The sequence below is a fragment of the Microbulbifer maximicatervae (SeqCode) genome (assembly GCF_052467325.1).
In genome coordinates this window covers 5,042,966-5,067,555 of sequence record NZ_CP174310.1, presented here as the reverse complement: position 1 = coordinate 5,067,555, position 24,590 = coordinate 5,042,966, and the positions used below count along the sequence as shown (strand labels likewise).

Annotated in this window: 19 protein-coding genes; 8 read left to right on the top strand and 11 right to left on the bottom strand. The window is 48.6% G+C overall.

Annotation, left to right across the window (positions count from 1 at the left end; genetic code table 11):
- Positions 1-125: 125 nt before the first annotated feature.
- The gene (locus tag ACJJIE_RS22530) at positions 126-1,334 is read right to left on the bottom strand and encodes a BaiN/RdsA family NAD(P)/FAD-dependent oxidoreductase (RefSeq protein ID WP_444893054.1); all 1,209 of its coding nucleotides are present in this window, start codon (positions 1,332-1,334) and stop codon (positions 126-128) included.
- 33 nt (positions 1,335-1,367) lie between these two features.
- A complete protein-coding gene (gene dcd, locus ACJJIE_RS22525; RefSeq protein WP_282933840.1) occupies positions 1,368-1,937 on the bottom strand; it encodes a dCTP deaminase in 570 nt (189 codons plus the stop codon).
- A gap of 206 nt (positions 1,938-2,143) precedes the next feature.
- Between dcd and imuA the strand changes: the two genes are divergently transcribed.
- The 3 genes from imuA (at position 2,144) to ACJJIE_RS22510 (ending at position 7,570) form a co-directional block, all read left to right on the top strand.
- Positions 2,144-2,851 (top strand): translesion DNA synthesis-associated protein ImuA, encoded by a 708-nt coding sequence (gene imuA / locus ACJJIE_RS22520; protein WP_444893053.1) that lies wholly within the window; start codon positions 2,144-2,146, stop codon positions 2,849-2,851.
- Between the two features lie 21 nt (positions 2,852-2,872).
- Positions 2,873-4,378: a Y-family DNA polymerase gene (locus ACJJIE_RS22515; protein ID WP_444893052.1), complete on the top strand. Its 1,506-nt coding sequence runs from the start codon at positions 2,873-2,875 to the stop codon at positions 4,376-4,378.
- A 75-nt stretch (positions 4,379-4,453) separates the two neighbouring features.
- Entirely contained in the window at positions 4,454-7,570 is a 3,117-nt protein-coding gene (locus ACJJIE_RS22510) for an error-prone DNA polymerase (protein WP_444893051.1), read from the top strand.
- Positions 7,571-7,584: 14 nt separating this feature from the next.
- Here the strand turns inward: ACJJIE_RS22510 and ACJJIE_RS22505 are convergent, their stop codons facing one another.
- The 3 genes from ACJJIE_RS22505 to ACJJIE_RS22495 form a co-directional block, all read right to left on the bottom strand.
- The gene (locus tag ACJJIE_RS22505) at positions 7,585-8,982 is read right to left on the bottom strand and encodes a sulfatase-like hydrolase/transferase (RefSeq protein WP_444893050.1); all 1,398 of its coding nucleotides are present in this window, start codon (positions 8,980-8,982) and stop codon (positions 7,585-7,587) included.
- A 55-nt stretch (positions 8,983-9,037) separates the two neighbouring features.
- A complete protein-coding gene (locus ACJJIE_RS22500) occupies positions 9,038-10,213 on the bottom strand; it encodes a serine hydrolase domain-containing protein (RefSeq protein ID WP_444893049.1) in 1,176 nt (391 codons plus the stop codon).
- A 90-nt stretch (positions 10,214-10,303) separates the two neighbouring features.
- Positions 10,304-10,762: a pilin gene (locus tag ACJJIE_RS22495; RefSeq protein WP_444893048.1), complete on the bottom strand. Its 459-nt coding sequence runs from the start codon at positions 10,760-10,762 to the stop codon at positions 10,304-10,306.
- A 411-nt stretch (positions 10,763-11,173) separates the two neighbouring features.
- Here ACJJIE_RS22495 and pilB point away from each other — a divergent pair, with 411 nt between their 5' ends.
- From pilB to yacG, 5 genes are all read left to right on the top strand, one after another.
- Positions 11,174-12,886, top strand: coding sequence for a type IV-A pilus assembly ATPase PilB (gene pilB / locus ACJJIE_RS22490; protein ID WP_444893047.1), 1,713 nt, complete (start codon positions 11,174-11,176; stop codon positions 12,884-12,886).
- A gap of 130 nt (positions 12,887-13,016) precedes the next feature.
- Positions 13,017-14,231: a type II secretion system F family protein gene (locus ACJJIE_RS22485; protein ID WP_444893046.1), complete on the top strand. Its 1,215-nt coding sequence runs from the start codon at positions 13,017-13,019 to the stop codon at positions 14,229-14,231.
- Between the two features lie 8 nt (positions 14,232-14,239).
- Complete coding sequence (locus tag ACJJIE_RS22480) at positions 14,240-15,124, top strand: prepilin peptidase (RefSeq protein WP_444893045.1); 885 nt, start codon at positions 14,240-14,242, stop codon at positions 15,122-15,124.
- Between the two features lie 111 nt (positions 15,125-15,235).
- A complete protein-coding gene (gene coaE, locus ACJJIE_RS22475; RefSeq protein WP_444893044.1) occupies positions 15,236-15,844 on the top strand; it encodes a dephospho-CoA kinase in 609 nt (202 codons plus the stop codon).
- Between the two features lie 52 nt (positions 15,845-15,896).
- Positions 15,897-16,112, top strand: coding sequence for a DNA gyrase inhibitor YacG (gene yacG / locus ACJJIE_RS22470; protein WP_108734183.1), 216 nt, complete (start codon positions 15,897-15,899; stop codon positions 16,110-16,112).
- 55 nt (positions 16,113-16,167) lie between these two features.
- Here yacG and mutT read toward each other — a convergent pair whose 3' ends face one another.
- The 6 genes from mutT to ftsZ all read right to left on the bottom strand — a co-directional run bounded on the left by mutT (position 16,168) and on the right by ftsZ (position 24,568).
- Entirely contained in the window at positions 16,168-16,566 is a 399-nt protein-coding gene (gene mutT, locus ACJJIE_RS22465) for an 8-oxo-dGTP diphosphatase MutT (protein WP_444893043.1), read from the bottom strand.
- A gap of 9 nt (positions 16,567-16,575) precedes the next feature.
- Positions 16,576-17,778: a bifunctional glutamate N-acetyltransferase/amino-acid acetyltransferase ArgJ gene (gene argJ / locus ACJJIE_RS22460; RefSeq protein ID WP_444893042.1), complete on the bottom strand. Its 1,203-nt coding sequence runs from the start codon at positions 17,776-17,778 to the stop codon at positions 16,576-16,578.
- A gap of 231 nt (positions 17,779-18,009) precedes the next feature.
- Positions 18,010-20,760, bottom strand: coding sequence for a preprotein translocase subunit SecA (secA, locus tag ACJJIE_RS22455; RefSeq protein ID WP_444893041.1), 2,751 nt, complete (start codon positions 20,758-20,760; stop codon positions 18,010-18,012).
- 163 nt (positions 20,761-20,923) lie between these two features.
- The gene (locus ACJJIE_RS22450; RefSeq protein WP_444893040.1) at positions 20,924-21,859 is read right to left on the bottom strand and encodes a M23 family metallopeptidase; all 936 of its coding nucleotides are present in this window, start codon (positions 21,857-21,859) and stop codon (positions 20,924-20,926) included.
- 157 nt (positions 21,860-22,016) lie between these two features.
- The gene (gene lpxC, locus ACJJIE_RS22445) at positions 22,017-22,931 is read right to left on the bottom strand and encodes a UDP-3-O-acyl-N-acetylglucosamine deacetylase (RefSeq protein WP_282933860.1); all 915 of its coding nucleotides are present in this window, start codon (positions 22,929-22,931) and stop codon (positions 22,017-22,019) included.
- 395 nt (positions 22,932-23,326) lie between these two features.
- Entirely contained in the window at positions 23,327-24,568 is a 1,242-nt protein-coding gene (ftsZ, locus tag ACJJIE_RS22440) for a cell division protein FtsZ (protein ID WP_444893039.1), read from the bottom strand.
- Positions 24,569-24,590: the final 22 nt, after the last annotated feature.

Sequence of the window (24,590 nt, the reverse complement as noted above, 5' to 3'; positions counted from 1 at the left end):
ACCTCTCCCGCTGAGTGCACTCGCAGATGTGGCAATATTCACACTTTATAATTAGTGTTCAAACTTTATTATTCAGTGTTCAAACTTTTTCTACAGTGTTCAAACTTTATTGTACCGGCACACCATTAAGCCACCTCTCCTGCAGCATGACCTGAAGCCCAAGCCCATTGGAAATTAAACCCGCCGAGCCAGCCGGTTACATCGAGAACCTCACCAATAAAATAAAGCCCCTGCCGGGTTTTACATTCCATAGTACGGGAAGAGACCTGTGCAGTATCGACTCCACCTAATGTTACCTCAGCAGTGCGATAACCCTCAGTGCCCGCCGGTACCAATTTCCAGCTTTGTAACTTTTCTCCAGCTTGCTGTAATTCCCCCTCCCCAAACTGTTTTAGGGGGCGGCTGACAATTTGCGCTCGCTGCAGGAAAAACTGTACTAACTTTTTGCTCCAAACCTCAGCCAAAACGCTGTGTAAGTGGCTATCCGGGCTCTGTTGTCGGCGCAACGGTAACCACTCTGCCAGATTTTTCTCTGGAGACAAGTCAAATACTACCGTTTGACCTTCTCGCCAGTGGCTGGAAACTTGCAAAACCGCTGGCCCACTCAGTCCCCTGTGAGTGAATAGCATCTGCTCCTGGAAACTACCTTCAGCGCAAGAAGCGGTCACTGAAAGAGAGGTTCCAGGCAGGGTACCCTGACGCTCTAATTGCCGTTTATGCTGGGTGAATGGCACTAGCGCTGCTCGAGTTGGAACTACATCAAGCCCAAACTGCTTAGCGATCTCATAGCCAAATCCGCTCGCCCCCATGGTGGGGATAGAAAGGCCTCCGGTAGCCACGACCAAGGATTCACAGGTAACCGTCCCCATACTAGTTTCGACCCTATACCCCTGCCCCAAAGCTCGAATTTGAGTAATGCTACAGCGCGTGCGGATCTGTGCCTTGGCCGTACGGCATTCCGCTAGTAACAAGTCGACAATATCCCTTGATTTATTGTCGCAAAAGAGCTGACCGAGAGTTTTCTCGTGATAGGCAACCCCGTGCTTCTCCACCAGTGCAATAAAGTCCCACTGGCTATAGCGAGCCAAGGCGGACTTACAAAAATGGGGATTATTACTGTAGAAGTTCTCTGCACTGGTGTAGAGATTGGTAAAGTTGCAGCGGCCACCACCAGACATCAGGATTTTCTTTCCGACTTTGCTGGCGTGATCCAGGACCAACACGTTGCGCCCGCGCTGGCCCGCTGTAGCTGCGCACATTAGTCCAGCTGCCCCAGCGCCAATGACCAATACATCGACGCTTTCCGGTAGCTGGCTGGTAGAAACCTCTGTCATAGGTAGGAAATAGTACTGCAGTGAGTCCGGTGATCAGGTGCGAGGCAGGGTAACGCCGCGCTGGCCCTGGTATTTGCCACCACGATCGGCATAGGACACATCACAAACTTCATCGGATTCGAAGAACAGCATCTGTGCCACACCTTCGTTGGCATAGATCTTAGCAGGCAAGTTAGTGGTATTGGAGAACTCCAAAGTCACATGACCTTCCCACTCCGGCTCCAGTGGCGTCACATTGACGATAATACCGCAACGGGCATAAGTGGATTTACCCAGGCAAACCGTCAATACAGAGCGCGGGATGCGGAAATACTCCACTGTACGCGCCAGGGCAAAGGAGTTTGGCGGAATAATGCAGTGGTCGCCTTCAACATCCACAAAGCTGTTTTCATCGAAGGTCTTGGGGTCAACTGTCGCTGAGTGAACATTGGTGAAAATCTTAAATTCACGAGCACAGCGAACATCGTAGCCATAGCTGGAGGTGCCATAGGAGATGAGTCGATCGCCATTATCGTTATGACGCACCTGACCGGCCTCAAAAGGCTCAATCATACCGTGCTGCTCTGCCATGCGGCGAATCCACTTGTCGGACTTGATACTCACTCCGTCCCCCCTGAATAGAATAATTAGTGCTCAATTAAAGAGGCGGAATCATAGCCGGTTTAGGCTGTGCAAAAAAGTGCCTATCCAATGAATTCTCACTTGTTGCCACTGGATGGATACTGTATAAATTAACAGTATCACTGTATGCACATACAGATTAAAACGCAGATAGTGGCCAGATCGGACTAAAATTCAGTGGTGGAATCGTGGGCAGCGCAGAAAACTTCATAGAAAACAATCAGTTAGACAGCCAGGCAAAACACCAGAAACTGGCACAGCTACTCACCAGGGCCGATATCTGGCAGGCGGCAAATGAGCCAAGGCGGCAGCGGAACGGCATCTCCAGTGGCTATCCAGGCCTCAATGCACTCCTTACAGCCCACGGTTGGCCTAGGGGGGCAACTACGGAATTATTACTCGACCAGGCAGGTATCGGTGAACTTACATTATTACTGCCTACCTTGGCGGATCTCACCCAACGCGGGCAAATGGTCATACTGGTCAACCCACCTCATATTCCCTATGCGCCCCCACTCGCCAACAGTGGTATCTGCCTTGAAAACCTGCTAATCCTGCACCCCCGGGGCTCCAAGGATACCCTTTGGGCGATAGAGCAATCCCTACAATCTGGGAGCTGCGGCGCCCTACTCAGCTGGCAGGGGCGGCAGTCCCTGGAACACAAAGACCTCCGTCGCCTGCAACTCGCTGCCCGCAATGGGGATTCCATTCACTTTCACTTTCGCCCCCAGAGCGAACTGGCGAATGCCTCCCCCGCAAGCCTGCGCCTACAGCTCAAATCTAGTGGAAAACAACTGGCACTAAAGCTCTTAAAGCAATTGGGCGGAACCTCTGGCCAAAACCTTTACCTGGCGAGATCAGCGAAACTGGTCCGCCGCGACCAACCATTGCACTGAACGATTTCAAGGGAAAACTCCATGCTCTGGCTCTGCATTCAATTCCCCAAGCTTTCTTTAGAGGTTCTGACCCGTGCTCAGCAACAAGGGGAGGAGGCCTCCCCTCAAGTCGTGGTTGAAAAACAACTGGTGGTTGACAGAAACCCGGCGGCATCCCAATGCGGTATTGAGACCGGGCTCAGTATTGCCACTGCATCTGCTCTCTGTGCAGATCTACAGCTGTTACAGCGTGATTCCCAGAGGGAACAGCAAGAATTGCAGCAGCTGGCCCAGTGGGGATACAGCTTTACTCCGCTTGTTTCACCCCAGCCGGCGGGGCCAATGAGTAATGGCGAGAGCACACCTGCCCACCTTTACCTGGAGCTGAGTGGTTGCCTAAAATCCAACGGTGGCTTCAAGGCATTGCTAAAGAAGCTGAGTGATGAGCTGGAACAGATGGGTATTGACAGTCTGATGGGCATAGGCCACAGCCCCAGCGCAGCCCACATGTTGAGTCAACTGATAGAACATCGACACTGGCTAGCACAAGCGGACTCTCCACCCAGTAGCCAACAATGGAAACAGTGGATCAGCTTTGCCCCAACCAAGCTCCTTAATTGCGACAACAAAACGATTTCCAAGCTCTACGCATGCGGTATCAAACGAGTAAGCCAACTGCTCGCTATTCCCCTATCGGAGGTTGGATCTCGCTTTGGCCGTTCATTTGTGGACTACCTGGCACGCTTGAGTGGGACCCGCCAAGATCCAGTCTGCAGCTATCAGCCCCCAGCGCAATTCCGCAGTGAGCTATTTTTTCCTAGCCCTCTGGATAATAGCGAACAGTTGCTGTTCCCGATCGGACGTCTGCTAAGAGAACTGTGCTCACAGTTACAGAGACGTCAGCTCTACACACAACAATTAAACTGGCACATGGATTTCGGCCAACATAAATTTCAGGAAATATCCGTAGAAATCTCCAATCCGCAATTGGACCCTCAACGCCTGATAGCACTAACCAAGCTACAATTGGAAAGGGTAACTCTCGATCAGCCAGTGCAATCTATCAGCTTAAGTTGCAGGCAACTTTATCCCTTGGAACAAGGATTACTTGATGAAGATTTATTTGGCGAGGGCAGTCAACTTAAACGCAACCAACAACTTTTAGACAAATTAAAAGCCCGCCTCGGCCACCAGGCTCTCTCTGGGGTAGCTCTAAAAGAGAGCTACCTGCCAGAACAAGCCTGGCAAAATACAGATGCCCTGATAATTAAAAGTAACCCCCAGGGACAGCAAGTTGAACCTATCCAGGCACCACGTCCCAACTGGCTTCTGGCCCGCCCCAGCAAATTGGAAAGCAGCGAGCACAAGTTATTTCACCAGGGGGAGCTGCAACTACTACAGGGGCCAGAGCGAATTGACGGTTACTGGTGGCAGCACGGACGCCACGGGCGAGACTACTATATTGCAAAGAATAAACGAGACGAACTCTACTGGGTCTTTCAAGACCTTACGACTGAAGAGTGGTTTTTACATGGAGTTTATAGCTAGGCAGCCCCTAAATACCGTTTTCTATCAAAGCCCAGATTCCATCATAACCAACAGATAGACACCGAGAGGGTCAGCATGAGGTACGCCGAACTCTTTTGTCAAAGCAACTTTTCTTTTTTACAAGGAGCATCGCACCCGCAGGAATTAGTTCACACAGCTTACAACCTGCAATATACCGCCCTTGCCATCACAGATGAATGCTCCCTTTCCGGAGCCGTTAGAGCCTATAAAGAGCTGCAAAATATAAAATCAACGGATAATAGAAACCCAGAATTCAAATTAATTTTTGGTAGTTACTTTCACCTTCATGAAAACATGAAAGTGGTTCTATTGGCTCCCAGTAAAATTGCTTATAGCGAACTGTGCCAGTTAATTTCAAAATCACGCTTAAGAGCGGAAAAAGGAAACTACATTACCTACCAAAGTGACCTGATAGAGTTGTGTAAAAACCTGATCGCCCTATGGATTCCAAATTCTACCGGCGCTGAAATACCTGAAGAAATAAAGAGAACTTTCAATAAACGTCTATACATTTCCGCCAACAACCATCTACTTGCAGGAGAAAACTTCAAAAACAATGACATTATTGACCTTTCAAAAAGGGAAAATATCCCCATTGTTGCAACCAACCAAGTATTAATGCATTGCTATAGCAGAAAACCACTACAGGATGTACTTAATGCAACTTACCACAACTGCACACTTAATGAACTCGGGTATCGTATTGAACAAAATGCGGAACGCTATTTACGAAAATTAGATGACATTCAATTCCTACACACCAAAGAATCTATAGAAAATACGAACGCTATTGCCAAGCAGTGTACTTTCTGCCTTAGCGAGCTCAGCTATGAATACCCATCGAAAGTAATCCCAGAAGGGAACTGTTCCAGAAGTTATCTAAAAGAATTGGTACAAAAAGGAAGGGCTGCACGCTGGCCTCAAGGTCCAGAAAAGCGAATTGATAAAATAATACAAAAAGAGCTTTCTCTAATATCAGAACTGCAATATGAGCATTACTTTCTTACCATTTACGATATAGTCCAGTTCGCTCGAAAAAAACATATTTTATATCAGGGACGTGGCTCTGCAGCCAATTCTGTAGTTTGCTATTGCCTATTCATTACAGAGATAGACCCTCATAAAATCGGCTTACTGTTTGAGCGTTTCATCTCTCGGGAGCGAAATGAGCCTCCAGATATTGATGTAGATTTTGAGCACGAAAGGCGCGAAGAGGTTATTCAGTATATTTATGGAAAATATAGCCGGGAAAGAGCGGGGCTTACAGCCAGTAAAGTTACCTATCGTTTTAAAAGCGCTGTAAGAGATATCAGCAAAGCCCTTGGCATCAACGCTGCCACTATAGAACAATTACTTGCTGAACGAGCCTGGTGGGATACTCTAGATAGTTTTCCCAAACAAATGCAGAAAGTAGGAATAGATCCTAACAGTACAATAGGAAAAATATTCCCACAGCTACTACAGCAGGTATATGGTTTTCCAAGACACTTGTCGCAACATGTAGGCGGTTTTGTTATTACTGAGCAACCACTGCACCAGCTGGTTCCTATTGAAAATACCGCAATGGAAGACCGCACACTAATTCAGTGGGACAAAGAGGATATCGAAGATTTAAAACTCATGAAGGTCGATGTGCTGGCCCTGGGGATGCTGACTGCACTGCGCAAATCCCTGAATTATATTGCTCTATACGGCCCCAAATTGCGACTGCAGGATATACCAGCCGAAGATCCACAGGTCTACGAAATGATGTGCAAGGCCGATACAGTTGGAGTCTTTCAAATTGAATCTCGCGCTCAAATGAGCATGCTACCAAGATTACAACCTCGAAATTTTTATGAGCTTACTATAGAAATTGCCATTGTCCGCCCCGGTCCAATTCAAGGCGGTATGGTACACCCCTACCTCAAGCGCAAACAGGGATTAGAGTCTGTGCGCTACCCCCATGAAAATTTACGACCAGTACTTGAGCGCACACTCGGAGTCCCTATATTTCAGGAGCAAGTTATCCAATTATCCATGGTCGCAGCAGGATTCAGCGGCGGAGAAGCAGATGAGCTTCGGCGAGCCATGGCCAGCTGGGGTAAGAATGGGGACTTGTATAAATTCAGAGGTAAGCTTGTTCAGGGAATGCGCAATAATGGCTACAGGGAAAGCTTTGCTGAACAACTCTTTAATCAGATGAAAGGCTTCGGTTCCTACGGCTTCCCTGAATCTCATTCTGCAAGCTTTGCGCTTTTGGCCTATTTTTCCGCCTGGATAAAGCATCACCATCCAGCTGCTTTTTATTGCGGACTACTCAATAGCCAACCGATGGGTTTCTACGCACCAGCACAATTAGTTTATGACGCACAACGGCATGGGGTGAAGGTTTTGCCGATTGATGTTGTTTATAGTGAGTGGGATCATAGTTTGCACATCCAAAAGGATACTACGAACAGCTTGAAAGGAAATACAAAAAAAAGACAAAAAACGATTAAATATCCAAATCTTCGCCTTGGGATGCGACTGGCCAAAGGGGTAAAAAAGCTAACCGTAAACTCCATCATTAAAATCAGAGCAACAAAAGGTATAGACTCTCTAGAGAAAATAAAGAACTACAGCAACATCCCAGAGGAACAGATAGCATACCTGTCTTTAGCCGGCGCATTTCGAAATCTCACTAACAACCGTTTCTTAACTACCTGGTTTTCTTTTGGGGATGACGCGACAACTAACACCTCCAGCCATCAAACAATTTACACTCTCAAAGAAGAAACAGATAGTGACTATAAAAGTATAGGCCTAACCTTAAATGAGCACCCTATAGCATTAAAGCGCCGCCAAAAAGAAAATCAAAACTGTATAGAAGCCTCAAAACTACCAACCCACAAACAAAATCAGAGGTTAACCGTTATAGGGAATGTAACCTGTAGGCAAAAACCAGGAAGTGCATCAGGAGTGCTATTCCTAACCCTTGAGGACGAAACTGGCAGCATCAATATTATTGTTCCTGAAAAGATTCAGAAAAGATATAAATTAGAGATCACACAAGGTTCTGCTCTAAAGATATCTGGCCATATAACAAAACCTGACTCCCCAAACTTGCCAAACAGAGCGACCCACTTGATCGCTCACCAAATATCAATCCTATCAAGCTTAACAACTCAGAAAATTAGGAGTTTCCGCTGAGCCAGCCAGATAAACTAGCTCCTTGATGGAACCTTAAACTTCAGCCACGGAACAGAATCACCCGTAAAAAATTGTTCTTTTTCAGCCTTATTTACAATTGGTGGCTCATGATCGCCAACTACAATCACTTCAACACCTTCCAGTTCAGGAAAATCAATCAATCTTCTGAGGTCGTAAAAAAATTGTGCTTGCAGCTTAAGGTTCCTACAAGTTTGAGAGGATGCAGGCACACCAAACTCCTGACAATTAAACAGGTTTATTTTGATATCCCTTTCATCATAAATGGAGTGCGTATTCAGAGTTAGCCAATAAGAGAAAGAATCTCCGTCACTTTCGAACGATTGCCGAACTTGATCAACCATATCTGAATCACATGCACCAGGAAAGGAGTAACATCTTCGCCCCCAGTGACGGCTTTCAAAGAAAGTTGCCTCTTCAAAACCAACCATCGGATACCAATTCACCCGATCGTACATCAAACCTGCTGCGCCATGAAATGCATGGGTTTTGTATCCAGACCTACGTAATAAATTTGGCAGGCAGCCAGATAACTCTTGAACGTTGGACGAAAAATTAAAATTATTTGGGTATAACTGACACAACTCTCGCATTTCAGCGGCTATAGTAATCCCCGAAAATTGTAACGTCCCCATTTGTACATCCAGATAACCAGCCCTGGACGAAACTAGTGGAGAAATCACAGCTTTAAGAATCTCAGGGTTAGTAACCCCCCAAGACTCATTAACAACGAGTAGGATATCACCCCGTGCTTCCAACTGAAAAAGAGGAGCTGTAGCACCTTTCACCTTGACTTCAGAAAAGGTTGGGCCACCTCCTGACAAACTATCTACAAAGCCTGTATTTCGACTGTCAAACCCAAAAACCAGCTGACTCCCAACAACTGGAGCATTCTTTAGCCCTCGCCATACCTGCCCCTGAAAAGGACCACCAACTAGCGCTGAAACTAAATAAATAAGGACAAAGCAATTTATTAGGACTAAAGCCTCAACCTTAGCTTTCTTTTTAACCCCCCTCAACGTAGCCCAAATCAAAAAAACCATCAAAAATAAGCTTGCAACAATGAGTAGCTTATATACTTCAGGAACTACAGGGAAGAACTTAAGCAAATAGGGAATATCAGAAAACCTTAATATAGGAAAAATCTGCCCTATCAACCCCAACGCATCAAAAAAAAAGACAAGAGAAAATAAAAGTGGAAATAAAAGACGGGGGCCAACCACAAGAAATATTGCTATAAATATATAATCCACATTAATTAATGGACGACTTAAGCTATATACCTCTGCTATAGCCATATAAAAAAAATTTGGCAACATTACTACAAGCAGTAATACGCTAGCAAAACTGTACCAAGACCAGCTTCCACTCACTTTGACATTCATATCTTCCATCAAACACCGGGTCACGCTTAAAAATTGTAAACAAGGATTCAGCAGTATTTAATACCTAAAAACCAGTTTGCCCTAAAAAGTCAAGGTACGCAGTCACCCCGCGCCCTTTTACGGCATCCAAAGTATCAGAATTTCCGAGCCAGACAAAGACCTCTGATCTCTCATTGACCGCAACAATACCCGCCGCCCCCGGCATATACCCTTCTTTTACGTTAAAGCGACGACCACTTTTCGACTGAAACAAATAAAACGCAACCCCATAACAACTACGAATCTTTTTCGCATCACATGTAATATCATTTTTTTTCTCACCCCAACTCAAATACCCTGGAAGCCCATATTGCAAAATATCCCTTAAAAGAAGTGCGTAAGCGGTAGCACTACCGGTCATACCTGCCGTGGCTGAAACCGCTTCATAATCAAAGCGTGGGAGATAGGACTTTCCATAAAAGCTGTTATAGCGGTAATCATGCCAAACTTCATCTGCCTTACTGTTACGACTGGCAAATAGTATTCCCCTACTTTCTAAATCAAATAATTTTTCTACGGTCTCTCTATATCCCTCCTGATAAACCTCAGAAAGAACTTCTCCTAAAATACAGTAACCAAGATTAGAGTAGCTTGTCTCCTCAAACGCCCGCTCAGATAGGCTGGCATTAACTATGTTTGGCATATTATACGGACACCATAAGGATTCCTTCCTGCCAAATGCCTTACCCTGTAGCCCTGACTGATGCATCATTAAATGCGAGGCTTTCAATCGGTTTAATTTTAAATTGTTAAGATCGCCCTCAATATTAAGCAGCTCAACAAGAGGGGTGTCTAAGGAAAAAAGGTCCCTTTCAGCAGCCAATAATAGAGCTGCGGAAGTAATAGGCTTAGTCATACTTCCATAGAGAAAACGCGTTTGCTGCCCGACTGGCTCGGAAATAAAAGGACTACCACTCCAGCCCATTTCACAGTGGTGCAGGCGCCCTTCCGCACTTATATATGCTACCTGAGAAGAAAGTGCCCTAGGCTCCCAAACACTCAGGCGAATCATTTCGTCCATCCAGTCTGGTGCACCAACGCTACACCGAACGGAAACTAAAGAGAGTGATGCGGATAAAGGATAGATTTTACGAAGAACTTTTTTATAGTCCATCATCCAACTGTGCATACCAACACCACATAAGAAAAGCACTGCTATCCCAACTAATAGCTTTCCCCAAGAGAATTTGTACACACCCATCTTCAATCCTACCCACACACCATCAACAAAGTAAAACACACAAAAAAGGCACCCTAAGGTGCCTTTTCATAGTTCAGAGCTAACTAAATATTAGCTGCCAGATCCGGAACAACCAGAAGGTACGTAAGCTTCGCTAACGTCACCAACAGTGGTATCACAGCTCCAAGCACCACTACTATCACGAGACCAAGTCAAAGTCTCTGAGTGCAGTGCAGAAGCAGCATTAGCACCAAAAGTTGCTACGATGGTGACGGGGTCGCCAGTCAGATCAACATTCAAGCCATCCTGAATATCTACACCAGCGCCCATCAGGTTGCTGTTGGTCCAGCCTAAATCACAATCGCCAGCATTAGTACCGATATTGGTACGACCATCCAAAAGGCAGGTTTCAACTGCAGTTTTCAAAGATGCAGTTTCAGTCATTACGCGGCTTACCTGGGACTTAGCCACGTAGTTTTGGTACTGCGGGATCGCTACCGCAGCGAGAATGCCAATGATCGCCACTACGATCATCAATTCAATAAGAGTAAAACCCTGTTGCTTTTTCATTGTAACCGTCTCCATACAGACTTTAGATATTGAATCCCGCTAGGGAGAGCATCCCGTGAGGAAGTCGACAAGCAAGATACAAGGTTTATGCCAAGTTTGGCAAGACATACGATGGTACGGGATTTGTTAATGCGACCAGCAACACAGTTTCACTGTCAAGGCGGAAAATACAAATATGAAAACGACAAAACAGAATGCCAACTGACAAAAAATGTCAGTTTGGGACACACAAAGACTATAGAGGAGTGCAACTTCCGCTAGTGACCTCACTATTTGGCTACGAGCACCTTATTCGCTATATTGCGAACCATACTTAGTGGCACACCTTGCAATATCAGACTCTATTGCGGCAATAGCCCAACTTCGCAACGGTATTTTTTCAGTGGCTATTTTTACGAGTAACCTTCCAGTATGAGCAACACCCCCTTAAGCGGCCTGGCCAAGAAACTGGTGGCAGACAAAATTCTTGACGAAACTACAGCTCAGTCAGCCTTAAAAGCTGCTCAAAGAGCTGGCCAGGCATTTGCCCAACATGTGATAGAGGCAAAGCTCATCAAGAGTAAAGAACTCGCCAATATCGCCTCCCTCGCTTTTGGCTCGCCACTACTAGACCTCAGCAGCTTTAATTTTGAGCAGGTCCCCAAAGGGATCGTCGATGAAAAGCTCATCAATAAGCACTTTGCCCTTCCCCTTTACCAGCGAGGTAACCGGCTGTTTATCGCCGTTGCCGACCCCACTAACCTCGCAGGCCTGGACGAAATAAATTTCAACACCGGATTGAGTACAGATGCAGTACTGGTCGAGGCAGATAAACTCACCAAGGCGATAGAAAGCTATCTGTCTAACGGCGATGATATTGGGGCTGGCCTGGAAGGCATCGATGATGAAGAGCTCGATTCTTTAGATGTCGGCGGTTCTGAGGAAAGCCCAGATAATGATGATGCTCCCGGAGGCGATGAAGCCCCGGTTGTTCGGTTTGTTAACAAGGTTTTACTAGATGCTATTCGCACAGGCGCATCTGATATCCACTTTGAACCCTATGAAAAATCTTACCGGGTCCGCCTACGTACCGATGGCGTTCTTCATGAAGTCGCCAAACCACCGATTCAGTTAGCCCCTCGTATTTCAGCTCGCCTGAAGGTGATGTCTAAAATGGATATCTCCGAACGGCGAGTTCCCCAAGATGGGCGGATAAAGATGAAACTGTCGAAAACCAAAGCCATTGATTTTCGCGTTAACAGTTTACCGACTCTCTGGGGAGAAAAGATTGTTTTGCGAATCCTGGACCCATCTTCCGCCAAACTGGGAATTGACGCTCTCGGCTATGAAGATGAGCAAAAAAAGATCTATATGGATGCCTTAGCGCAGCCTCAGGGTATGATATTGGTTACAGGGCCTACAGGCTCAGGGAAAACTGTATCGCTCTATACGGGCCTTAACATTCTGAATACGCCCGAACGTAATATTTCAACTGCCGAAGACCCGGTAGAAATTAACCTGGAGGGCATTAACCAGGTTAATGTTTCCTCCAAAGTTGGACTAGATTTCGCCGAAGCCCTACGCTCATTTTTACGTCAAGACCCTGATATCGTTATGGTCGGTGAGATTCGGGATCTGGAAACAGCAGAAATCGCTATCAAAGCGGCACAAACCGGGCACTTGGTCTTATCTACCCTCCATACCAATTCTGCACCAGAAACACTAACCCGCCTTATGAATATGGGCGTGCCCAGCTTCAACATAGCAACTTCTGTCAGTGTCATTATTGCCCAGCGGCTGGCACGGCGCCTATGCGGTGAATGCAAGAAACCAACAACACTACCTGCTGAAATTTTAAAAGCAGAAGGATTTGATGCAGTTACTATCCCCGAAAAGGATTGGACAATTTTCCAGCCAACCGGTTGTGAACACTGCTCCAAGGGTTATAAAGGGCGTGTCGGTGTGTATGAAGTGGTTCGCATCACCGATGGTATTGCAAGAATTATAATGGAGGGAGGCAACTCAATTCAGATTGCTGACCAGGCCAATAATGAGGGCTTTAACAACCTGAGAACGTCTGCATTGCGTAAAGTTGTTATGGGCGTCACCAGCCTGGAAGAGGCTAATAGGGTCACCAAAGATTAAGTTGTCTTATCAAGGGTAATCCAGCACGATCAAAATTGTGTAAAGGCCCCTAGACAATCAATGGTCTGATAAAATTCAAAACCCCAGTTTCTTCACTGGCATCAAGTGACAATAGGCAGGAATAATAATTATGGCCAACGCCGCAGCAGTGACTTATATCTACAAAGGTATAGACAGTAAGGGCGCAAAGGTCGAGGGTGAAATCAATGGGACTAGCCCAGCACTAATCAAAGCCCAGCTTCGCAAGCAGGGCATTATCGCCAATCGAGTCCAAAAAAAGCCAAAACCGCTTTTCGGCGGCGGCAAGGGTAAGGTAAAGCCAGCTGATATTGCTATCTTCACCCGCCAAATGGCGACGATGATGAAAGCAGGAGTACCTCTGGTTCAAAGCTTTGAGATTGTTGCAGATGGCTCTGACAACCAGGCACTGAAAGATCTTATATTAAAGATCCGTGACGAGGTTGCCTCAGGAACAGGATTTGCGGAATCTCTTCGCAAGCACCCTCTTTATTTCGACGATCTCTTTTGCAACCTGGTCGCCTCCGGTGAGCAGTCTGGCGCCCTGGAAACCATGTTGGACAGGATAGCGACTTATAAAGAGAAGACAGAGTCACTTAAAGCAAAAATTAAAAAGGCGATGACCTACCCTATTGCGGTGGTTGTTGTGGCCGTAATCGTTACCTCTATCCTCTTAATTAAGGTAGTTCCGCAATTCGCCCAAACTTTTGCGGGCTTTGGTGCCGATCTGCCTGCATTTACACAGTTGGTTGTGAACATTTCAGACTGGATGCAAGCAAACTGGTTCTTTGCTCTGCTAACTGTGGTTCTGGCTATCACAGGAATAATTGAGGTAAAAAAACGCAACAAAAAAGTTGCGGAGTTTTTTGATAAGCTCATGCTCCGTATACCCATTCTCGGTACGATCACATACAACTCGATTGCAGCTCGCTTTGCCAGGACCATGTCTACCACTTTTTCTGCTGGTGTCCCCTTGATTGATGCACTTAAATCAGTAGCTGGAGCAACGGGAAACTGCGTGTATGAAGAAGCAACTTTAAAAATTCGAGATTCAGTCGCAACTGGTGTTCCTCTTAACCTGGCAATGCGCCAGTCGGGACTGTATCCCACCATGCTTATTCAAATGACTGCTATCGGTGAGGAATCTGGAGCCCTCGACGAGATGCTTGGCAAGGCAGCAGATTTTTACGAAGAAGCAGTAGATAATCTTGTAGATAACCTTACAACCCTACTCGAACCAATGATTATGGCCGTTCTGGGCATCTTGGTTGGCGGTCTAATGGTGGCCATGTATCTACCGATCTTCAACTTAGGCAGTGTTATCTAGAAATAAATATGCTTGAAGTTTTATCAATATACCCGGCGCTGCTCATAGGCAGCGCCTTTATTTTAGGCCTCTTAATAGGCAGCTTCCTCAACGTCGTAATCCTGCGCCTCCCCGTTATGATGGAGCGGGAATATAAGCGGGATTTCTATAGTTATTTTGATACAAAGCCTTCTGTCGAAGAGCAAAAAGAGTTAAATAAGCCTTTTAACCTGATACTCCCTCACTCCCATTGCCCCAAGTGCCAGGTTGAGATTAAGCCCTGGCAAAATATCCCCGTCATTAGCTACCTTTTCCTTCGCGGAAAATGCGGTTCCTGCGGCACCGCTATTTCCAAGCGTTACCCAATGGTGGAATTGGTAACTGGTATTCTGACTGCCATTGTTGTTTGGCAGTTGGGCTTCACTTGGCAGGCATTAGCTGGATGCTTCTTTACTTGGGCTCTCGTTGCTCTAACAGGTATCGATTTTGACAAACGGCTGCTTCCAGACAGCATTACTCTACCGCTACTCTGGGCCGGTTTACTCATCAATATTTGGGGAGTTTTTACTTCTTTGCAGGACGCAGTCATCGGCGCTATCTCCGGGTATCTGTCACTGTGGCTGGTGTTCCATATCTTTAAGATTGTTACCGGTAAGGAAGGTATGGGGGCTGGAGATTTTAAAATCCTGGCAGCCATTGGCGCCTGGTTTGGCTGGCAAGTGCTGCCGTTAGTTATCCTGCTTTCCGCTGCTGTTGGCGCAGCTGCTGGAATTTCCTGGAGTATTGCCGTAGGGCGGGATCGCAACTTGCCCATCGCTTTTGGCCCCTACCTTGCCGGAGCCGGCTGGATCGCCATGCTTTGGGGTGATCAAATCATGAGCTGGTATTTTAATATCTCTGGTCTTAGCAGCTAAACGACCAACTCACTATTCTCCACCTATTTGCTTTACTATGACCCCGGCCAGCTATCTGGCCGGGGTTTTTATTTATACCGCAACCTTATTTATTCTTGGGGAGGGCAGCCATTGTTTACCGTAGGCTTAACCGGCGGGATCGGTAGCGGAAAGTCAGCAGCAGCTGGGTATTTCCGTGACCTGGGCATTAATGTAGTAGATGCAGACTGGGCGGCAAGGGTTGTGGTACAACCGGGAAAGCCCGCTCTGGAACAGGTAGCCCGTCACTTCGGGGCCGATGTCTTACTGGAAAGTGGCGAATTAAACCGGAGCAAACTGCGCACACTGATATTTGACGACCCAGGCGAACGGCAATGGCTGGAAAGTCTATTACACCCACTGATTAGAGAAGAAATAACTTCCTCACTGAACGCAAGTCAGGGGCCCTACGCAATATTGGAATCCCCCCTCCTGATTGAGTCAGGCCAATATGAGCTCGTTAACAGGATTTGTGTGGTCGATCTACCCGAGGCTTTGCAGCTTGAGCGCGCCAGCGCGCGCGATAACAGCCAGCAGGAACAGATTCGCAAAATCATGACGGCCCAACTGACAAGGGAGCAAAGACTAGAAAAGGCGGATGATGTGCTGGATAACGCTAATGACTTAGCTTCACTCAAAGATCAAGTAGGGCAGCTCCATCGGGCATACTTACAGATTGCCCGGTTGAAACAATCGAGCTAAGTTAATTAGAGTACAATTCCGATTCAGATCACTTTAGAGCCCAAACTATCTTATGCCTAAATCCAGCGTAACGCCGACACTCAACTGCCCTACCTGCAAAAAGCCCATTGAGTGGAGCGATAAGTTTCCCTTCAAACCTTTTTGTAGCGAACGTTGCAAGCTGATTGATCTCGGCGAATGGGCTAGTGAGGGACACAAGATTCCCGGGGAGTCAGTGTATGACGATGTGCTAAGTGATGATCTGGACCCGAACAAGCCCCGCCATTAAGGCCATCCAACCCACTTTTGAACAGCTGCCTGCAAGCAGCTGTTCAAGGTGAAGCTTAGGAGGAACTCCCTTTTACCGCTTCAATAATTGCTTGATTGGCATCGGGGAAGTGGAAGTTATCCAGCTCCCCTGCAGACACCCACTTGATTTCCTGCTGCTCTTTCCCAAGAGCCTCACCCGTGAACTGCGTTACCTGCCAAGTATCCAGCAGCACGGTTTTTTCAGGGTAATCGTGACGAATTTCTACTAGCGGCTGCAACTCCTGTACTTCAATGGCCACTTCTTCAAGTAGCTCCCTATAGAGCGCCTCCTGCACAGACTCACCAGCTTCCACCTTGCCACCGGGAAATTCCCAGCGCCCTCCCATATGCAAATGGTCGGGACGGCGGGCAATCAGGATCTTGCCATCCCCTCGGGTTACTACACCGACAGCAACATGGACAATCTTACTCACTCTACGACCTCAAGTCCGATATTCTGCGTTGATGGTGACATACTCGTGAGAGAAGTCACAGGTCCAGATATGCTCACTGCTGGCACCGCGACCCAGCCCTATACGGATTGTAAATTCAGGTTTTGAAAATACCTGCTCTCCAGCCTGCTCTTGATATCCAGGTGCGCGCCCACCGGCACTTACCACCTGTACATCATCGAGGAAAATCTCCACCTTATCGGTGTCTAACTCGCCTTGGATAGCATTGCCGATCGCCATAACCAGCCGACCCCAGTTAGGGTCTGAAGCATAAAGTGCAGTTTTCACAAGCGGAGAATCACCGACTTCAAAAGCTACTGCCAAGGCCTCTTCACTGCTGAGCGCGCCATCCACTTGTACGGTAACAAACTTGGTCGCCCCCTCACCGTCCCTGACAATGGTCTGGGCCAGCTCTATATGAATTTCCGAAATTGCTTTATACAGCTCCAGGTAGCCAGTGTTCTCAGAGCTGCTGATCATCTCCCCCCGAGCACCTGTGGCCATCAAAACACAAGCATCATTCGTCGAGGTATCTCCATCTACGCTAATCCGATTAAATGAGGCCCCGACAACTTCGCGTACCATTTGATCTAGCAGGGGTTGCGCCACACCGGCATCAGTGGCGACATAGGCGAGCATGGTAGCCATGTTCGGCTGGATCATGCCGGAACCTTTGGCTATACCGACAACGGCAATCTCTTCACCATTAATCATTAACTTGCGACTTGCAATCTTTGGCCGGGTGTCCGTAGTCATAATGGACTCGGCCGCCAATTCCCACCCGGCGGGATCAAGCTGTCCAGCAGACCCCGGGATAGCAGCGAGTAACCTCTCCATCGGCAAGTGCTCACCAATGACACCTGTACTAAAAGGCAATACTTGTTCGGCAGAAATCTTCAGTGCATCTGCCACCGCCTCGCAAGTAGCCCGGGCATCCGCCAGCCCCCTTACCCCAGTAGCGGCATTGGCATTGCCGGCATTAACCACCAGGGCTCGCACTTCTCCTTTGGCGATATGCTCTTTGGCCACCGTTACTGGAGCCGCACAAAAAGTATTCTGGGTAAAAGTGGCTGCAACTGAAGTTCCTTCAGCAAGCTCAACCAACAACAGGTCATTGCGTTCCCAGTCTTTGATCCTGGCGGGTACACTGGCGAGGCGAACCCCTTCGACAACGAGTATGGATAATTCAGGCATAAGAATAACGACTTTGGGCTATCACAGCGCAGGCAAACCTAGACCCCGGTCCACCCAAACGGATTAGCGGAAATAAATGAGCGGTCGACATTATCAAAGCCGAACCTCAGTAAGGCAAGCCAAAAATAGACTTATCTGCGGAATAGAAATCTTTTTCCGCAGATAATTCTTTTATCGGTTAAAAAAATACCCCGCTAAGCGGGGCACTTTCTGAATTCAAGCAGTAGAGAATTAGCTCTGGGTGGAGGAAGCCAGCTTGCCGTGACACTGCTTGTACTTTTTCCCGGAACCACAGGGGCAGGGATCATTGCGCCCGACTTTAGGACCGCGACGCTCCGGTGCCGGGGTAGCCGGCTGCTGCTCCTTGGGCTCACTTTCTGGAAGCGCCGAAGCTTGAGCGTGTTGCAGCTCAAGCTGCTGCCTGCGCTGCTCTTCCAGGCGACGCTGCTCCATCTCTTCCGCTTGCTCACGAGTCATCGGCTCTACGTGGGCAAGAATACGCACCACTTCATGCTTGAGGTTCTCCAGCATGCTCTGGAACAGGTGGAAAGACTCGCGCTTGAATTCCTGCTTGGGGTTTTTGTTGGCGTAAGCCCGCAAACCAATACCCGCACGCAAGTGGTCCATGCTGGAAAGGTGCTCCTTCCACAACTGATCCAATACTTGCAGCATAATCTGACGCTCGATAGTCGGCATCAGATTGGCATCACCGGAAGATTCACCAATACGGGAAACTTTTGCAGCATAGGCTTCCTGCGCGGCGACAGTAATCTTTTTCCGCAGGCTCTCTTCGTGCAGAGTGCGATCTTCATCGAGCCACTGCTGAACCGGCAACTGGATACCTAATTCGCCAGAGAGCTGCTGCTCCAGGGCTGGAATATCCCACTGCTCTTCCACGCTCTGGGGGGGAATAGAACCGGAGACAATGCCGTCAACCACATCTTCACGAATGGCAGAGATCGTATCACTGATAACCTCAGCTTCCAGCAGCTCATTGCGCTGGCCGTAAATCACCTGACGCTGGTCATTGGCCACGTCATCGTATTCCAACAACTGTTTGCGAATATCAAAGTTTCGACCTTCCACACGGCGCTGGGCTTTTTCGATAGCGTTGGAAACCATGCGGTGCTCAATCGCCTCACCGCGCTCCATACCCAGCATCTGCATAAAATTCTTCACCCGGTCAGAGGCGAAGATGCGCATAAGGTTATCTTCCAGAGATAAGTAGAAACGAGTAACACCTGGGTCACCCTGACGACCTGCACGACCTCGCAGCTGGTTATCAATACGGCGGGATTCATGGCGCTCAGTACCGATAATATGCAGACCGCCCGCAGCGATTACCTGCTCGTGACGCTTCTTCCAATCTTCCTTGACTTGTGCGAGCTCCGCTTCAGTCAGTTCGCGATCTTTTTCCTGACCCAAGGCCGCCGCTTCAGCTTCCCAGTTACCACCGAGAACAATGTCGGTACCGCGACCGGCCATATTGGTAGCGATAGTCACCGCACCCGGGCGACCCGCCTGGGCGATAATCTGTGCTTCGCGCTCGTGATATTTCGCGTTGAGAACCTGGTGCTTAATGCCCGCCTTTTGCAACTTGCGGGACATTTCTTCAGAGGTTTCGATAGAAGCGGTACCTACAAGGATCGGAGCCTGCTTTTCGCGACAGTGCTTCACATCCTCAATAATCGCTTCCATCTTCTCTTCCTGGCTTAGGTAAACCAGGTCATTGAGATCTTCACGTTGAATTTGCTTATTGGTGGGAATTACCACCACGTCCAGACCGTAAATTTGCTGGAATTCAAACGCCTCTGTATCCGCTGTACCGGTCATTCCCGAAAGTTTGGGGTAGAAGCGGAACAGGTTCTGGAATGTTGTAGAAGCGAGAGTCTGGCTCTCACTCTGAATCTGCACACTCTCTTTTGCCTCTAAAGCCTGGTGCAGGCCTTCGGAGAGACGGCGACCGGGCATGGTCCGGCCGGTGTGCTCATCAATTAATACCACCTGGCCGTTCTGCACGATGTAATCCACATCGCGATTAAACAGTACATGCGCGCGCAGGGCGGCGTGCACATGGTGCAACAGGCCCAGGTTCCCAGGGGCGTAAAGGGACTGGTCTTCCTTCATCAACCCACTGCGTGACAGCAGGTCTTCGATTAATAAGTGCCCCTGCTCGGTCAGCTCAACCTGGCGAGTCTTTTCATCAACGGTGTAGTGCCCCTCCCCACCCTCTTCGGCACGCTCCAGCTGGGGAACCAGCTTATTCATCGCCATATAAAGGTGAGACGAGTCTTCGGCGGCTCCAGAAATAATCAACGGAGTACGCGCCTCATCGATCAGAATGGAATCCACCTCATCGACAATAGCGAAGTTCTGAGGGCGCTGGGTGCGGTCCTCTTTGCGCAACACCATGTTGTCACGCAGGTAATCAAAACCGAATTCGTTATTAGTGCCGTAAGTAATGTCAGCCTCATAGGCCGCTTTCTTTTCTTCCGGTGGCTGCTGGGAAACAATAACTCCCACCGTCATGCCCAGGAACTCATATACCGGGCGCATCCAATTGGCATCCCGCGAAGCGAGGTAATCGTTCACCGTAACAATATGAACGCCCTTACCTTCAAGCGCATTCAGATAGGCCGGCAGGGTTGCAACCAGGGTTTTACCTTCACCGGTACGCATTTCTGCAATACGCCCTTCATGCAAGGTCATACCACCGATCAGCTGAACGTCGAAGTGGCGCATCCCCATGGCCCGGCGACCCGCTTCACGCACTGCAGCAAACGCCTCAGGCAGAATTTGATCGAGCTTTTCCCCGTCAGCGAGTCGCTGCCTGAACTCATCCGTTTTAGCCCGCAGGCCTGAATCGTCAAGCTTCTGGAAATCCTCTTCCAAAGCGTTGATCTTTCCCACGACGCGTCGCATGCGCTTCAGCTCGCGGTCATTTTTTGAACCAAAGACCGATTTAATCAGTTTGCCAATCATTATCTAGAAACCACTTATCTTATTTGCGCTGTCGGCGCTAATATCGGGCAGATCGATGCACCGACGCTCCTTTATGCGAGGGGTGCAAGTAAACAGGAAGGCGCAAGCGCTGGCAACTCTTATGCCAAGCTACCAACAATTACGCGTAAAGGAAGGATAGTTCTTATCTGCCTGTGCGGCGGATATAGCTAGCTGGATCAACCGTGCGGTTGTTCTTATATATCTCAAAGTGAACATGGGGCCCGGTAGAACGGCCACTGGAACCCATCAGGGCAATAATTTGCCCTCTCTTGACCACGTCACCCAATCCCACTTTCAGCTCACTATTGTGCCCATAGCGGGTTGAATAACCATTGCCGTGATTAATTTCTACCAACTGACCATAGCCATGGCGCTCATCAGCCCAGGTGACAACACCTGCGGCTACCGAAACAACATCGGAGCCCATCTTGCCAGCAAAATCCACACCCTTGTGCCAAGTCCTACGGCCAGTGAATGGATCGGTGCGATAACCATAACGGGAAGACATCCATCCCTTGCTGATCGGGCGGCCCGCCAAAAACTGCTCGTCCTCAAGTTTGAGGTTGGCCATCAGGGATTCGAGTGTGTTCAGCTGCATCTGGCGATCTTCAATCTGATGAGAGAGATCTCCAATAACATCCAGGAATTCCGGTGGCTGATACGGCAACTCCGATGCACCTGCGATTCCGGGGTCTTCCGGCCCACCAATAGCAGGTGCACTGCCAAACTCAAACTCTCCTTCATCGAGATTGGCAACAGAGGTTAAACGCTCACCCAGTGCATCAAGGCGAGTTAAACGTGCCTGCAACTCCGCAAGCTTAACGGTAAGAGCTGCCAGCTGCTCCCGCGCCTCTCTATCTGCTTCAGCAATTTCTTCCTGCTGTTTGCGCAGTGCGCGACTCCAGGCCTTGGCCGTTCGGGAATCAAATAGGTCAGTTTTAGTAACCGGTAAATTCGCCCCCAGCATAAATGCACCCACAGGGAGGCTCAGCAAGCACAACCCCAACAGGGCTTTGCTCAAACTGCCAAAATTAAAGCTGCGAGTCGCACCGCGCTCATTAACCAGGATTACTTTCATAGGAGCTGTGAGAAGTTCGACATTTTTAATTTTCGTTAGTCCCCAGCTCACAAGCCGAGGTGCCAAACCAATAAGGATACCAAAAATCTATAGGCTTTCTCTGTGAAACAATCATACAAAAAAGCCGGCACTATAATGCCGGCTTCTTGCGAAAGTATCAAACTGCCAAAATAGGTTTGATATAAGAGATCGGTGCTTCTTCCTGCTCACCTTCAAAGGTGACCATTTCCCAAGCATCCTCCTGAGCCATCAGGTTGCGAAGGGATTTATTGTTCAGCGCATGGCCAGACTTAAATGCCTTGAACTCACCAATCAGGCTGGTCCCCAGAAGATAGAGATCGCCAATCGCATCCAGAATTTTATGTTTCACAAATTCGTCTTCATAACGCAACCCGCCTTCATTCAGAATGCGGTACTGATCAATCACAATTGCGTTATCAACGGAACCGCCCTGAACCAGGCCCTTGGAGCGCAGGTACTCGATTTCGTGCATAAAGCCAAAGGTACGGGCGCGACTCACTTCCTTCACAAAGGAGGTGCTGGAGAAGTCCACGGATGAACTCAGGTTACGCCCCTGGAAAACCGGGTGGTCAAAGTCGATTGTGAAGGATACTTTAAAGCCATTAAAAGGCAGGAAGCTGGCAACCTTATCGCCATCCTCTACAGTTACTGGCTTCTTGATTCGCAGGAATTTCTTCGGAGCTGCTTGCTCTTGGATACCTGCAGATTGAATTAGAAATACAAATGGGCCGGCACTGCCATCCATAATAGGCACTTCTTGAGCGGATAACTCGACAACCGCGTTATCAATGCCAAGGCCCGCCATTGCCGAGAGCAGGTGCTCTACCGTAGCAATGCGAACATCACCCTTTTCCAGGGTGGTTGAAAGGAGAGTGTCGCCGACATTTTCCGCACGAGCCTCGATTTCAACTACCGGGTCCAAATCGGTTCTACGGAACACGATACCGGTGTCTACGGGCGCTGGTTTAAGGGTAAGTACAACTTTCTTGCCAGTGTGCAGACCTACGCCAGTGGCGCGAATAGCATTCTTAAGCGTGCGCTGTTTGATCATGAAACTATCTTTTCCCCGTCGGTGGACTACGCCCCTAAGGCGCAGCAAGCCATCGATACTAGCACAATTGCGACGCCAATACCAATTCTGGGCGAGTGGTCACCACAACTGTGCACCACCTACCTATATGAGGATAGATCAAGCAAAGATTGCAGCGCCAACGCATGTCGCTATGACAGCATTCTAAGATCCTAAGCTCCGCAAGCGCTGTTAATAATTGTTAATTATTTTAGATAGTTATTGCGACTCACCAGTTCTGATCAAAATCTACACAAACGGGGCAAGGGCCCACCCATTCGACAAGGTAGACCCGAGCAAAAGCCGTACCGCAGCGGCAATACCCAGCCGGAGCCGGGCAGACATGAGCGGTGTTCTGCCTCTGCGGTACCGTTTTTCTAGTCTGCCTGACGGCGCAGGAAGGCTGGAATATCCAGGTACTCCATATCCGCATCAGCGGGATTCAAGGCAGGAGCCGGGCGCTTGGGGCGCTCCGCTTCAGTACGCGGGCGCGGATCAATAGCTTCGCGGCTTGCCAGCCCTGCAGAGCTGTGACCAGCATGAGCTGTGTGACTATCGCGAGCCTCACGGGTTTCACGAACGGGCTCCCGAGGCTCAGGGCGGCGGGTATTATCCACTACCTTTGCCGGGCGCGCGGCCGGAGAGCCCTCTCCAAGGCCTGCGGCCACAACAGTAACCCGCATCTCATCACCGAGCTTGTCATCCACCGCGGTACCAATAACCACAGTAGCTTCATCGGAGGCGATTTCCTGGACAATCTCACCTACTTCAGAGTACTCACCCAGGGTCAGCTCCTGACAGCCCGCCTCTTCGCTACCAGTGATAATATTCACCAGAATACCGCGAGCACCAGCCAGGTTGACGTTATCCAGCAGCGGGCTTCGCACGGCTTTCTCAGCCGCTTCGCGTGCACGGTTCTCACCGACAGCGGAGCCGGACCCCATCATCGCCATACCCATTTCAGACATCACGGTTCGCACATCGGCGAAGTCCACGTTCATGATGCCCGGGCGAATCATCAGGTCGGCAATACCTTGTACAGCACCCAATAAAACGTTATCTGCTTCTTTGTAAGCAGATTTCATTGTGATCTTGCTGCCGAGTACTTCCAACAAGCGATCGTTGGGGATAGTAATCAGAGAATCGACTTTATCGCGCAGTTCGAGGATACCCTCTTCAGCTACAACTGTGCGTTTGCGCCCTTCGATCTTAAATGGGCGAGTAACTACCGCAACGGTAAGGATGCCCAGTTCTTTTGCAATCTCAGCGACAATCGGCGCACCACCGGTACCGGTACCACCGCCCATACCGGCAGTGATGAATACCATATCCGCACCGGTTAATACCTCAGCAATGCGATCGCGATCTTCAAGTGCGGACTGACGACCAATATCCGGGTTTGCCCCTGCGCCCAGACCGCGTGTAATTGTGTTACCCAGTTGCAGGATTGTGCGGGCCTCAACATCTTTAAGAGCCTGTGCATCTGTATTTGCACAAATAAAGTCTACGCCCTCAACATCATTGGCGATCATATGCTTAACAGCATTACCACCACCGCCGCCGACACCAATCACCTTGATGACAGGCTTATCCTGTACGCTATCAACTAGTTCGAACATTGCTGTTCCCCTTTCTTGCTCA